The following is a 12,988-nucleotide window of genomic DNA, read 5'->3' on the forward strand; positions in this document are numbered from 1 at the left end:
ATTAGAAAGGAAGAGTTAATGAAAAAGGGAATCCGTTTATTTGTAATTTGTATTGCCACATTTCTCCTAGTAGCATGCGGAGCTAAGAAAACGGAAACGTTACCTGTCGTAAAAACTCCATTGACTCGTAGCGAAAGTCTACTACATACAGTAGTGCAATTGAGTATCTATCACGATGATCAAGAGGAAGTGATGGATGAGGCAATCGCCTATATCAAGGAAATGGAAAGTTTGCTGTCAACGAATTTGGAGGGATCAGATGTTTATCGGATCAATCAGGCGGCTGGAAAAGAAGCTGTCAAAGTAGATGATCGGACTTTTGAAGTAATTGAGAAGGCTATCGAGACCAGTGAAGAGAGTGATGGTTTATTTGATATTTCAATCGGTGCTGTGACTAATCTCTGGAAAATTGGGGATGAAGATGCACGTAAACCCAGTGATGAAGAAATACAGGCTGCTTTGCCATATATAAACTACAAGGATATCACTCTGGATAAGGAAAACCAAACAGTCTATATCAAGAAAGGAATGACCTTAGAACTTGGTGCCATTTCAAAAGGATATATTGCGGATAAAGTGAGAGAGTTGTTTGAAAGTAAAGGGATTACTACAGCCATTATCAACCTTGGTGGGAATGTTGTGGTCATGGGTGACTCACCGAAAACACAAAAGGGTTGGAACGTTGGCGTTCAAGATCCGGATCAAGTTCGAGGGGTAACGGTTGGCTCCGTTCCTGAGACGCACGATTCAGTTGTTACTTCTGGTATCTATGAACGGTATATTGAGGTAGATGGTGTAAAATATCACCATATTTTAGATCCTAAAACAGGCTATCCTGTAGAGAATGACATTTCAGGAGTCACAGTTTTTTCAAAAACCTCGGTTCAAGGAGATGCCTTGTCTACAACTCTTTTCTTGCTCGGTGTTGAAAAAGGACTTGCATTCATCAACCAAATGGATGGAGTAGAAGCGGTCTTTATTGATAAGGAGCACGGTGTTCATCTGAGCGATGGACTTAAAGATAGCTTTGAATTAACGAATGAGGAGTATCATCTTGTCAGTGAATAAATCAAAGAACGGGCTCAGTTTACCCGTATTTCTAGAATTTGTCGAAATCAAAACAAAGGTCGCCAGTGTCTTTCCTATGACACTGGGGCTTCTATGGGCAGCTTATCGCTATCAGACTTTTAATTGGTTGAATACGCTGTTGTTTGTCCTGGCAGTACTGAGTTTTGATATGTGCACGACCGCAATAAACAATAGTATGGATTATCATAAGGCAAAAGATGAAGCCTATCGTCAAGAAAGTAATGTGATTGGGAAGTTTTCGCTTGATTTTCAGCAAATGATTGGTATTGTTTTTACCTTACTTATTTTTTCCATCCTGATTTCTTTATTGCTTGTCTGGCGTACGAGCTGGCTCCTTTTGCCGATGGGAGCCTTATGTTTCTTGATTGGAATCTTTTACACATTTGGTCCGATTCCTTTGTCAAGAATGCCACTGGGTGAAGTTTTCTCGGGCGTAACCATGGGATTTGGCATCTTCTTTCTTGCTGTATTTATTCAGCAACCAGATTTGCTATTGATGAGCCAAGTAAGTGGTCAGTGGATGACCTTGCAATTCTCTTGGACAAGGATCCTCGAAATTGTTTTTATGTCCATTCCTTTGGTAAGCCTGATTGCTAATATCATGTTGGCGAACAACACTTGTGATTTGGAAGAAGATATTCGCAACCATCGCTACACCTTGGTTTACTATATTGGCAAGAAAAATGCTTTGAAACTATACTTTGTCTTGGCAAGTTTACCATGGTTGCTGTGGCTGTTGTACTGTTTGACTGGTTTCTTGCCATTCTGGGCATTGATTGGTTTGCTTGGTCTAGTGCCTGCTTATCATAGTTTGGAACGATTCTTGAAAAAGCAAGTAAAGCGAGAAACTTTTATTGAAGCAGTAAAAAGTTTTGTTCTCTTTTCAGGAGTTCATGTTCTTACGTTACTAGTAGCCGTTATATTTAATAAATAAGACACAGCCTATTGACTGTGTCTTATTTATTATAATGGTAAAATGAGTTCTTCTTCGTCAGAGTTGTCCCCACCGACAGCTTTAATTTCAATCAGGAGATTGTGTGGCAGACAAACGGAAAGTTCACCTGGTTGGCTAATCCAGCCAGTCATCACAGCAATCTGGTCAGGACTATTGTCCTCTTTGTCACGAATCCGTTCGCCATCGACTTCAATAATATTGTATTGTCCTTCGTTTGGATAATAGGTAATTTCTTGATGAGGAGTATCTTTTGATAATTCAAATTGATCGACGACCTCACCGTTTATCCTAACATATGCAATGATTTTAGTTTCATTTGACTGTGACGTTAAATGCATGTATGTAAAAATCGCTGGGACAAAGGATAATAGAAGGGTCAGTCCAATTAATAGATAGTCAAATAATTTGAATTGTTTGAGAATGGATTTGAATGTCATATACAATCTATTGTATAGAAAAAAACTTACTTTGTAAAATGTTGGACACAGATTACTTTTTCAATTGATTATAGAAGAGTAGGATGGCTAACATTCCCCAAAATCCAGCTTGAAGTGGCTGTATTTTCCCAGTGAAAAATACAATGGAGAAAGTTAAGGCAAAACCTGCAAAGAGAAACCAGAGGAGTGGTTTATGATAAAGATTGATAGCTTTTTGGACAGCATTTGATTCTGGACTGGTAGTTTGCCAGTCACTATTTAAAATTGGAAGTATAGTGAACAGTAAGATAAAGATTGGTGGGTTGTCTCCAGTCAGGTAGCTATGTATATATAAGCTAAAAATCGCTGTATAGAAGAGAACAATCAAAGTAAGAATGAGTTTCGGTTTGTCAACGTTCATCCGGCTTCTCCTTTTTGAAATACAGTCGATAAAGAATAGCAACAGCAAAGCCAGCAGGAAGGATGAGGACAAGTGGTTTGACATGCCCTAGCCAAATACCCACGGAATAGGTCAAGGTCATGGCAAACAGGGCAAAGATGGTTTGGATGATAAAGTAGCGTTTTCCTTCTGCGGTTTTATAGGATTTGATCATCTGAATGGTCGGTAGCATGAGCAAGAAGGAACCGCTAATCGGCTCATTGACGATATAAGAGTAGATGAAGAGGGCAGAAAGTAAACTATAAAAGAGAACGAAAAATCGACAGGTTTGTTTTGGAGTAGGAGGTTTATTCATGGTGTTAGCTCCTTATTTTTTCTTGGCAGAATCTGCTTCCAGTTTTTGCAGATAGGCAATGGCAGACAGGGCTAGACTGGCAAAGAGGCCCATCATGCCACCGAAGAGGAGGGATTTTACGTGGAAGATAGAATCCAGTAGGGGAAGATTGAGGCTAAAGAGGTCTGCCAGACCAGCAAAGAGGCTAGAGAGCAGGGCAACTCCCAGTCCCCAAACGAGTGGATTGAGGGTCTGTCCATGTCTTTCCTCAGGGCTGAGTTCGTCTATGTCATATTGGGGAAGGTCAGCATGGAGAGTACGCATATTAACGATACCAATTAGGATAATACTGAAGAAGGTAATGATCATTGGATAGTAGGTGGCAACCTCTACAGGATAGCGGATAGCTAGGAAGTAGGCGACAGCATTTCCAAGAGCAAGGAAGAAGAAGTGATAGATAAGGGCCTGTCCGCCGATAGCATCAGCCTCGGTCCGTCGGTATTCATCTAAAGGACCGCGGATACCATAAAAACGTTTAATCATATTTTTGATCCACTTGGGTTCTTCTTTGGAAATAGCAGAGCTGACAGTTAGGTTTTCTGCCTTTTTCATGCGCTTGCGAAGTGTGATTTCGATATAGATTCCCATGAAAACACCGACTAGACAGGCTGCTAGGAATTTTCGGAAGTCAAATAAATGGTCTAGTGGATTGAGTCCCTCCATCCAGGCATTAAATCCCGTGTTCCAGATATACATACCACAGGTGAAATAGAGGGCGAATTTGATACTTGCTCCCTTGAATTTCTTTTGTTCCTTGTTAGTCAGTTCTTCTATATCTAAACTGTCCAGTTGACTGTGACGCAGTTTAAACATGATGTAGGTACTAGTCGCTAGATAGCTTAGGAGCAGGGCAACGGGGTAGCCAAATGCAACAACTTCTGGGAAGCGTTTGGATAGGGCAAGTGCCAGTAAGGTAAGAGCCATGGTGCCCCAAAAGAGCAGGATAAAGCAGGTATTGCCCAGTTGGAAGGCTTCTTTTTGGCGAAATTCATCCAAGGGACCTGTGATACCGTAAAAACGTTTGGTCAATTTTTCTCGAAAGGTTTCCTTTTTCATAAGCAGCTCCTTATTTTTGATCGATCAATGGTAAGATGTAAACAAAGCCTAAGAAGTAGATGGTTCCAGTAATCAGCAATTGTAGCCAAAATTTTGCTTGGCTGATGATATGCATGATGTCTGCTCCGCTATTGCCCCAAAGCTGAAAGAGGACAAAGAGCGGGATAAAAATAAGGGTAGAGATAAGAGCTTGGCGTGTATTCTTATTCATGGGAGTATTCCTTTCTATTCATTCCAAAAGAGACTATTGAGATCGGTTTGTAAAGCTTTGGCTAGGTTGATGCAGAGGTCTAGCGAAGGGTTGTATTTGTTGTTTTCAATCATGTTGATGGTTTGCCTGGATACGCCGATGGCCTTGGCCAAATCTAGCTGGGAAATACCTTGCAATAGTCGGTAGTCTTTGACTCGGTTCATGTACCCTCCTTTCTATGTCAATTATATATGACATACTAGTGTAAAAAAATGTGGGAGACCTCCCTGTTGATGTCAACTATATGTGACATGTTTCTTTACTGTTAGTATATACCTGTTTAAATAAGTTGTCAACTATATTTGACAGATTTTTTGTAAAAAGTTTGCAACAACTTTTTGTTTTATTTTGTGGTACAATAGAAAAGATATGACCAAGGAATTTAATCACACAACTGTCCTCTTACATGAGACAGTGGATATGTTAGACATCAAACCAAATGGAATTTATGTGGATGCAACGCTGGGCGGGGCTGGTCACAGTGAGTACTTGTTGAGTCAGTTGACGGATGGAGGGCATCTCTATGCCTTTGATCAGGATCAGACAGCTATTGATCATGCTCACATTCGCTTAGCATCCTATATTGAAAAAGGACAAGTTACGTTTATTAAGGATAATTTCCGTCATCTCAAAGTGCGCTTGGCAGAACTAGGTGTAACAGAGATTGATGGAATTTGTTATGATTTGGGGGTTTCGAGTCCTCAACTTGATGAAAGAGAGCGTGGTTTTTCCTATAAGCAAGATGCTCCGCTTGACATGCGCATGAATCGTGAGGGACAGTTGACTGCCTATGATGTGGTCAATACATATGACTATCATGAGTTGGTCAAAATCTTCTTCAAGTATGGAGAAGATAAGTTTTCCAAACAAATTGCTCGTAAAATTGAGCAAGCGCGTGCAATAAAACCAATCGAAACAACGACAGAGTTGGCTGAATTAATCAAATCAGCTAAGCCTGCGAAAGAGCTAAAGAAAAAGGGGCACCCTGCCAAGCAGATTTTCCAAGCTATTCGGATTGAGGTCAACGATGAGTTGGGAGCGGCAGACGAATCTATCCAGCAGGCCATTGACTTATTGGCTCTGGATGGACGGATTTCGGTTATTACTTTCCATTCTTTAGAAGATAGGTTGACCAAACAACTCTTCAAAGAAGCAAGTACGATTGATGTTCCAAAAGGTTTGCCATTTATTCCAGATGACTTGAAGGCGCCACTTGAATTGGTCAATCGTAAGCCTATCTTACCGAGTCAAGAAGAATTAGAGGCAAATAATCGCGCGCATTCAGCCAAACTGCGTGTTGCTAAGAAAGTACATAAATAGGAGAGAGTCTATGTTGCAAGAAAAACGTAGAGAAGCCACTATGCGGGTTATCGGTGATAAGATAAAAACATTTGATCGCGTTGAAAAAGCTTTCTATACTAGTATTATTTTGTCGGGTATTGTTTTAGCGATTGGAATTGTCTTTTTGCAAACAAGGCTCTTACAAGTTCAATCAGAAATGGCTAAGGTCAACCAAGAAATTAGTCAAAAGCAAGTTGAAATTGATGATGCAAAACAAGCTGCCAACGAATTATTGCGTTCGGCAAGATTGATGGAAATTGCTGAAAAGGCAGGCCTATCTTTTAATAATGATAATATTGGAGTAGCAGAGTAATGCCCAGAAGAAACAATAAACTCTTGCGATATGTCTTGAAAAATCGCTATATTCCTTCCAAAAATCGGCGGAGAGTAGGACAAAGTTTACTGATAGTGTCGATTTTTGTATTTTTTATTTTCCTGATTAATTTTGCAATTATTATAGGAACAGATTCAAAGTTTGGTGTTGACCTTTCTGAAGGAGCGCAGGCAGTTCATCAAAAAGAAGTGACCATACAGGCGAAACGTGGAACCATTTATGACCGAACGGGTGTTCCCATTGCAGAAGATTCAACGACCTATACAGTTTATGCGATTATTGATAAGGAATATGTTTCTGAGTTAAAAGATATTTTATATGTCCAATCTACACAATTTAAACAAGTTGCTCAGATATTTAATAAATATTTGGGAATGGAAGAGGACTATGTTGTCCAGCAATTGAATCAGCCAGATTTAAAGCAAGTATATTTTGGAACGCTCGGAAAAAATATCTCTTATAATACGATGTCATCTATTCAGGAAGAGATGAAAACTGCTGGAATTGAAGGGATTCATTTCAACGCTAGTCCAGGTCGAATGTATCCAAATGGGAATTTTGCTTCTATATTTGTTGGATTGGCTAATCCAGTCGAAAACTCTGATGGTAGCAATAGTTTGCAAGGAGTAAGCGGCTTAGAATATTATTTAAATGATATATTGGCTGGACAAGATGGTAAAGTTGTATACGAGAAAGACAGTCAAGGACGCGTCTTGCCAGGGACAGAAAAAGTTGAGACTGAGACCGTAAATGGTCAGGATGTTTACACGACAATTTCTGCAGATTTGCAACGATCGCTTGAAACAAATATGGATACTTTCTTTAACAATGCTAAAGGTAAGTATGCAAATGCCACCTTGGTTTCTGCGAAAACTGGTGAAATATTAGCAACAACACAACGCCCAAGTTATGATCCAGATACAAAAGAAGGGCTTGGTGCTGAAGGACTGCTGGAACGCTCCTTGCTATATCAAGAAGCTTATGAACCAGGATCAACTATGAAAGTTCTTACTGTAGCGTCGTCTATTGATAACGGAACTTTCGACCCAAATGAAACTTATACCAACAATGAATATGTGATTGCTGACGCAAAAATTAATGACTGGACACTTAATGCAGGCTACTCTGCGGTCACACTAAACTTCGCACAAGGCTTCTCTCTGTCCAGTAACGTTGGAATGACACTGCTTCAACAAAAAATGGGTGACGAGAAATGGTTGAATTATTTAACCAAATTCCGCTATGGCTATCCAACTCGTTTTGGTATGGGGGACGAGGCACCAGGAATGGTACCAGAGGATAACATTGTTTCTATCGCCATGTCATCGTTTGGTCAGGGGATTTCTGCAAACCAAGCACAGATGCTTCGTAGTTTTACAGCCATTGCGAACAATGGTATTATGCTAGAGCCTAAATTTATCTCAGCTCTTTATGATCCTAATACAGATACAGCTAGAGTTTCTTCGAAAGAAGAAGTGGGAAATCCTGTTTCAGAAAAAGCGGCGGACGATACTCTTGGATATATGATTAATGTCGGAACGGATCCTGTATTTGGGACACTCTATTCATACGATTTGCAGGGACCTTCAATTGTTGTTGATGGATATGATGTTGCAGTCAAATCTGGTTCGGCGGAGATTGCCGGTGAAGATGGGCAAGGGTATATTAAGGGTGCCTATATTAACTCCGTTGTGGCAATGGTACCTGCTGAAGATCCAGAATTTATCATGTATGTAACTATTCGACAACCGGAATCACTTAATGTTATGTCGTGGCGTGATATTGTCAATCCGACTTTAAAAGAGGCAATGTTACTAAAAGATAGCTTGAATCTCGATTCTGCAGCTCCTGCTTTGTCACAAGTAACGACAGAGACTGAATACAAATTACCGGATCTGATCGGTAAATCTCCAGGGGAAACTGCTGAAGAACTTCGTCGGGAGTTAGTTCAACCTGTTATTCTAGGAAACGGTTCTGAAATCAAGAATGTTTCTGTGGAAAAAGGAAGCGTGGTCGCAGCCAATCAACAGATTCTCTTATTAACCAATAAATTTGAAACAATGCCAGACCTATATGCCTTAACTAAAGAGAATATGGACCTTTTTGCAGAATGGACGGGTATTGAGGTGACCTATAAGGGCACTGGTTCAAAAGTGGTTGATCAAAGTGTTGAAGTTGGAACTGCTTTGAAGAATACAAAGAAAATTACAATTACTTTAGGAGACTAACATGCAATTTGCACTTATGTCGGGATTAGTTGCCTTTTTGGCAACAGTAGTCTTAATCCCTCGATTTATTACTTTTTATCAAGCTAAACGCATTGAAGGCCAACAGATGCATGAAGATGTCAAGCAGCATCAATTCAAGGCAGGAACACCAACGATGGGGGGTACTGTTTTTCTAGTAGTTGCGATCCTGGTTAGTTTTATCTTCGTAGCAATGACTCACATGTTGACTGGTGGCGTTATTGCTATTCTATTCATTTTAGCCCTCTATGGTTTAGTGGGATTCTTGGATGATTTTCTGAAAATTTTCCGTAAAATTAATGAAGGCTTGAATCCTAAACAAAAATTGGCTTTGCAAATTTTGGGTGGTATCGTCTTCTACTTTGTGCATGTTCGAGGAGCTGGTGGGGGTGAACTAAACGCATTTGGCTATATGCTAAATCTGGGAGTTCTCTATTTTCCTTTTGTACTATTTTGGTTGGTTGGCTTTTCAAATGCTGTCAACTTGACCGATGGTATTGATGGACTTGCCTCTATCTCAGTCGTCATTAGTTTATTAGCGTATTCTGTTATTGCTTATAAAGAGCAGAAGTTTGATATTCTTTTAGTCTGCTTGACCATGATTGGTGGTTTGCTTGGATTCTTTGTTTACAACCACAAACCTGCTAAAATTTTCATGGGGGACGTAGGAAGTTTAGCGCTCGGAGGTATGTTGGCGACAATTTCGATTGCTCTTCGTCAAGAATGGACCCTCCTCCTCATTGGTTTGGTTTATGTGCTTGAGACTTCTTCGGTGATGTTGCAAGTTTCATATTTCAAATTTACGAAGAAACGCTTTGGAGAAGGTCGTCGTATTTTCCGTATGACTCCTTTCCATCACCATTTGGAGCTTGGAGGATTGACCGGTAAAGCTGAAAAATGGAGCGAATGGAAGGTGGATGCCTTTCTTTGGTCGGTAGGACTGGTTATGAGTTTAATTACCTTGGCTATACTTTATTTATAGATTTACAATGAGTAGCAGAAACAGCAGAAATGCTGTTTTTGTGCTATAATAGAGGGTAATCTAAAAACGAACTTCATTCGCAAGGTTATTACTGTCTCAATGAGACTTGGTAGATTTTTACATATTGCAAAGCATAGAGAAAACAGAAATACATACTTTTATACTCTTTGAAAATCAAAAGCAAACGTTGTTGACTTGATTTGATGAGTGAAAGGCTCCAGTGGAGCCTTTCAGCCTGTTACCTTAAAACAAAATAGTAACAGGGTTCTATTTGCATCATATCGACACGAACTATGTTCGCTCAATTTACAACCTCCAAAGGTTCCCCGAATCTTTGGGGAGAGTCTAATTTTGATTTTCATTGAGCATGAGTATGATTCTGAAAATGATTTTGAATATTTCTTGCGACTGAATTAGAGGAAACTATGAAATTTACAGATATGAAGCTCAAGCCTTATCTTCAAGAGGCATTGAAAGAAATAAACTTTGTCCAGCCGACAGAAGTACAGGAAAAATTGATTCCGGTAGTTTTGTCAGGGCGTGACTTGATTGGAGAATCAAAGACAGGATCAGGGAAAACCCACACTTTTTTGATTCCAATATTTCAAAAATTAGATGAAGAAGTAGACCAAGTTCAAGCAGTTATTACGGCACCATCGCGCGAATTGTCAACCCAAATCTATCAGGCAGCTCGTCAGCTGGCTAGTCATTCTGAGACCGAAATTCGAGTCAGCAATTATGTAGGTGGTACAGACAAGAATCGCCAGATTGACAAGCTCCAAGCTGGGCAACCTCACATAGTCGTTGGAACACCGGGGCGGATTTATGATTTGGTGCAATCAGGAGATCTTGCTATTCACAAGGCGAAAATCTTTGTAGTAGATGAGGCTGATATGACACTGGATATGGGCTTCTTAGAAACAGTGGATAAAATTGCTGGAAGTTTGCCTAAAGATCTGCAATTTATGGTCTTCTCAGCGACTATTCCGCAAAAACTGCAGCCATTTTTGAAAAAATACTTGTCCAACCCTGTTATGGAACAAATCAAGACCCACACTGTGATTTCTGACACGATTGAAAATTGGTTGATTTCGACAAAGGGTCGTGACCGTAATGCTCAGGTTTTAGAGGCAACTAAGCTCATGCAACCTTATTTGGCAATGATTTTTGTGAATACTAAGACGCGTGCGGATGAATTGCATAGCTATCTGACAGAAAACGGTCTTCGTGTTGCAAAGATTCATGGGGACATTCCGCCACGTGAGCGGAAGCGAATCATGAATCAGGTGAAAAACTTAGACTATCAATACATTGTAGCGACCGACTTGGCTGCTCGTGGTATAGATATTGAGGGTGTCAGCCATGTCATTAATGATGCCATTCCACAAGACCTTTCTTTCTTTGTACACCGTGTCGGACGTACAGGACGTAACGGTTTACCAGGTATTGCCATTACCCTTTATCAACCGAGTGATGATGAAGATATTCGAGAATTAGAAAAACTAAATATCAAATTCTTACCGAAAGAAATGAAAAATGGTGAGTTTGTTGATACCTATGACCGTGATCGTCGTGTAAATCGTGAAAAGTCTCGTGAAAAGCTAGATTTGGAAATGATTGGTTTGGTCAAGAAGAAAAAGAAAAAAGTCAAACCAGGCTACAAAAAGAAAATTCAGTGGGCTGTTGATGAGAAGCGTCGGAAGAACAAACGAGTTGAAGCGCGTGCTAAAGGCCGTGCGGAACGGAAGGCAAAACGTCAAACCTTTTAAGAGTACTGAGGGAATACAATGTTACAAAATATTTTAAGCTTTTATTTACAAGGACTCTTGATTGCAGCGATTTTTGTTATTGTGATTAGTTTTATTTGGTTTGTAATCCGCGCTAGCAAGGGCGTAGATAAGACCTTACAAGAACGACACGACTTTTTATTTGATTTACTGATGATTAATGTTATGACGATTCCGATTGTGGCTTTTGGATTCGTCAGTATCATTTTGATGATAAAAGTATAGAGGGAAAGAATCATGTACGATACAATTGTAATTGGTGCAGGCCCAGCCGGGATGACAGCAGCGCTGTATGCGGGGCGGAGCAATCTAAAAGTGGCCTTATTAGAACGTGGTATTTATGGCGGACAGATGAACAATACCGCTGAAATCGAAAACTATCCGGGTTACGACCATATCTCAGGTCCCGCCTTGGCGGAAAAGATGTTTGAGCCTCTGGAAAAATTTGGAGTGGATCATATTTTTGGATCCTTGATTCGAATTGAAGAGAATGGTCCTATTAAAAAAGTTATCACTGAAGATGGCGTTTTGGAAACCAAGTCAATCATTCTGGCTATGGGTGCAAAACATCGCTTGCTTGGTGTGCCTGGAGAAGATACATACAATAGTCGTGGTGTTTCATACTGTGCAGTTTGTGACGGTGCTTTCTTTAGAGGTCAAAAACTCTTGGTTGTCGGAGGTGGCGATTCTGCGGTAGAAGAAGCTTTATTCTTGACTCAATTTGCCGAGTCAGTGACCATTGTTCACCGAAGAGACCAGCTTCGTGCCCAAAAGGTCATTCAAGACCGTGCATTTGCCAACGAAAAAATAAATTTCATATGGGATAGCGTAGTGGAAGAAATCAAGGGTGATGACCTTCGTTTGCAAAGTGTTGTTATTAAAAATGTAAAAACAGAAGAAGTCAGTGAACTTGATTTTGGTGGCGTCTTTATCTATGTTGGTTTGGATCCGATGACAGAATCGGTTGCAGATTTAGGAATTACGGATGAAGCTGGCTGGGTCGTTACAAATGAAAAAATGGAAACGAGCAAGGCTGGTATTTATGCCATCGGCGATATTCGCCAAAATCAACTTCGTCAAATTGCAACTGCAGTTGGAAATGGAGCAGTTGCTGGACAAGAAGTTTACAACTACATCACAGAACTAGCTGAATAGGGGAATACAATGTTTCATATTTATGATATTCAGAAAAATCCAGATGGTATTTCCTTTGAAAAGACCTTGGATTTACAGGAAGAATTGCAGGCACGAAATAGTGAAGTTCTAGGATTGTCACCTGTACAAGTATCTGGTAATGTTCGATTTGAGTCTGGCTTCTTTTTCTTAGATTATCAGATGACCTATGATATCACCTTGGCTTCTAGTCGTTCACTACAACCAGTGGTTTTACATGAGGTTCAAGAGGTCAATGAGCTGTTTGTAGCTAACGAAGCCGTACTCAAAGAACAAGATTTGATTGATGAAGATATGGTTTTAGTGGTGGAAAATGATCAGATTGTCCTAGATGAAAGCGTGGCGGATAATATCTTGCTAGCTATTCCAATCAAGGTATTGTCACCTGATGAAGAAGCTGAAAAGGACTTACCGTCAGGTCAATCATGGACATTGATGACAGAAGAAACCTTCCAGCAGCAAGCGCAAGAAAAGAAAGAGGCTAATAGCCCCTTTGCTCAATTGCAAGGACTATTTGAAGAGGATGAGTAGTCCGAGCCTTTGAATGGTTAAATTATCAGAAAAT

The 12,988-nt window shown here is 40.1% G+C and carries 16 protein-coding genes; 10 read left to right on the forward strand and 6 right to left on the reverse strand.

Annotated elements, in window-relative coordinates; genetic code table 11:
• Nucleotides 1-18 precede the first annotated feature (18 nt).
• Both L6410_RS02520 and menA read left to right on the forward strand, forming a co-directional pair.
• Nucleotides 19-1,068: an FAD:protein FMN transferase gene (locus tag L6410_RS02520; RefSeq protein WP_172040989.1), complete on the forward strand. Its 1,050-nt coding sequence runs from the start codon at nt 19-21 to the stop codon at nt 1,066-1,068.
• Nucleotides 1,061-2,023 (forward strand): 1,4-dihydroxy-2-naphthoate polyprenyltransferase, encoded by a 963-nt coding sequence (menA, locus tag L6410_RS02525; RefSeq protein WP_354278449.1) that lies wholly within the window; start codon nt 1,061-1,063, stop codon nt 2,021-2,023. Before L6410_RS02520 ends, menA begins: the two co-directional genes overlap by 8 nt.
• A gap of 29 nt (nt 2,024-2,052) precedes the next feature.
• On the opposite strand, the gene L6410_RS02530 is transcribed toward menA, so the two are convergent.
• The 6 genes from L6410_RS02530 to L6410_RS02555 are packed head-to-tail and all read right to left on the reverse strand — an operon-like array spanning nt 2,053 to nt 4,724.
• Complete coding sequence (locus L6410_RS02530; RefSeq protein WP_024391119.1) at nt 2,053-2,481, reverse strand: NusG domain II-containing protein; 429 nt, start codon at nt 2,479-2,481, stop codon at nt 2,053-2,055.
• Nucleotides 2,482-2,533: 52 nt separating this feature from the next.
• Complete coding sequence (locus L6410_RS02535; RefSeq protein WP_237395804.1) at nt 2,534-2,881, reverse strand: hypothetical protein; 348 nt, start codon at nt 2,879-2,881, stop codon at nt 2,534-2,536.
• Entirely contained in the window at nt 2,871-3,215 is a 345-nt protein-coding gene (locus L6410_RS02540) for an MFS transporter (RefSeq protein ID WP_172040992.1), read from the reverse strand. Before L6410_RS02540 ends, L6410_RS02535 begins: the two co-directional genes overlap by 11 nt.
• Nucleotides 3,216-3,227: 12 nt before the next feature.
• On the reverse strand, nt 3,228-4,310 hold the full coding sequence (locus tag L6410_RS02545; protein ID WP_237395805.1) for a DUF3278 domain-containing protein: 1,083 nt from the start codon (nt 4,308-4,310) through the stop codon (nt 3,228-3,230).
• A gap of 10 nt (nt 4,311-4,320) precedes the next feature.
• On the reverse strand, nt 4,321-4,521 hold the full coding sequence (locus L6410_RS02550) for a hypothetical protein (RefSeq protein WP_237395808.1): 201 nt from the start codon (nt 4,519-4,521) through the stop codon (nt 4,321-4,323).
• Between the two features lie 14 nt (nt 4,522-4,535).
• Nucleotides 4,536-4,724 carry a helix-turn-helix transcriptional regulator gene (locus L6410_RS02555; protein WP_105126937.1) on the reverse strand — a complete coding sequence of 63 codons (189 nt, stop codon included), beginning with the start codon at nt 4,722-4,724 and terminating at the stop codon, nt 4,536-4,538.
• Between the two features lie 205 nt (nt 4,725-4,929).
• Between L6410_RS02555 and rsmH the strand changes: the two genes are divergently transcribed.
• The 8 genes from rsmH (at nt 4,930) to L6410_RS02595 (ending at nt 12,954) form a co-directional block, all read left to right on the forward strand.
• Nucleotides 4,930-5,880 carry a 16S rRNA (cytosine(1402)-N(4))-methyltransferase RsmH gene (rsmH, locus tag L6410_RS02560; protein ID WP_105126936.1) on the forward strand — a complete coding sequence of 317 codons (951 nt, stop codon included), beginning with the start codon at nt 4,930-4,932 and terminating at the stop codon, nt 5,878-5,880.
• Nucleotides 5,881-5,890: 10 nt separating this feature from the next.
• Nucleotides 5,891-6,214 carry a cell division protein FtsL gene (ftsL, locus tag L6410_RS02565; protein WP_024391125.1) on the forward strand — a complete coding sequence of 108 codons (324 nt, stop codon included), beginning with the start codon at nt 5,891-5,893 and terminating at the stop codon, nt 6,212-6,214.
• Nucleotides 6,214-8,463, forward strand: coding sequence for a penicillin-binding protein PBP2X (gene pbp2x, locus L6410_RS02570; RefSeq protein ID WP_237395818.1), 2,250 nt, complete (start codon nt 6,214-6,216; stop codon nt 8,461-8,463). Before ftsL ends, pbp2x begins: the two co-directional genes overlap by 1 nt.
• Before the next feature lies 1 nt (nt 8,464).
• Nucleotides 8,465-9,463: a phospho-N-acetylmuramoyl-pentapeptide-transferase gene (gene mraY, locus L6410_RS02575; RefSeq protein ID WP_237395821.1), complete on the forward strand. Its 999-nt coding sequence runs from the start codon at nt 8,465-8,467 to the stop codon at nt 9,461-9,463.
• Between the two features lie 425 nt (nt 9,464-9,888).
• Complete coding sequence (locus L6410_RS02580) at nt 9,889-11,232, forward strand: DEAD/DEAH box helicase (protein ID WP_237395823.1); 1,344 nt, start codon at nt 9,889-9,891, stop codon at nt 11,230-11,232.
• Nucleotides 11,233-11,250: 18 nt separating this feature from the next.
• A complete protein-coding gene (locus tag L6410_RS02585) occupies nt 11,251-11,475 on the forward strand; it encodes a DUF4059 family protein (RefSeq protein ID WP_024396428.1) in 225 nt (74 codons plus the stop codon).
• Between the two features lie 12 nt (nt 11,476-11,487).
• Complete coding sequence (trxB, locus tag L6410_RS02590) at nt 11,488-12,405, forward strand: thioredoxin-disulfide reductase (RefSeq protein WP_237395826.1); 918 nt, start codon at nt 11,488-11,490, stop codon at nt 12,403-12,405.
• A gap of 9 nt (nt 12,406-12,414) precedes the next feature.
• Entirely contained in the window at nt 12,415-12,954 is a 540-nt protein-coding gene (locus L6410_RS02595; protein ID WP_160863876.1) for a YceD family protein, read from the forward strand.
• Nucleotides 12,955-12,988 lie beyond the last annotated feature (34 nt).

Origin of the sequence: Streptococcus parasuis, from assembly GCF_021654455.1 — a bacterium.
GTDB classification, from domain to species: domain Bacteria; phylum Bacillota; class Bacilli; order Lactobacillales; family Streptococcaceae; genus Streptococcus; species Streptococcus parasuis.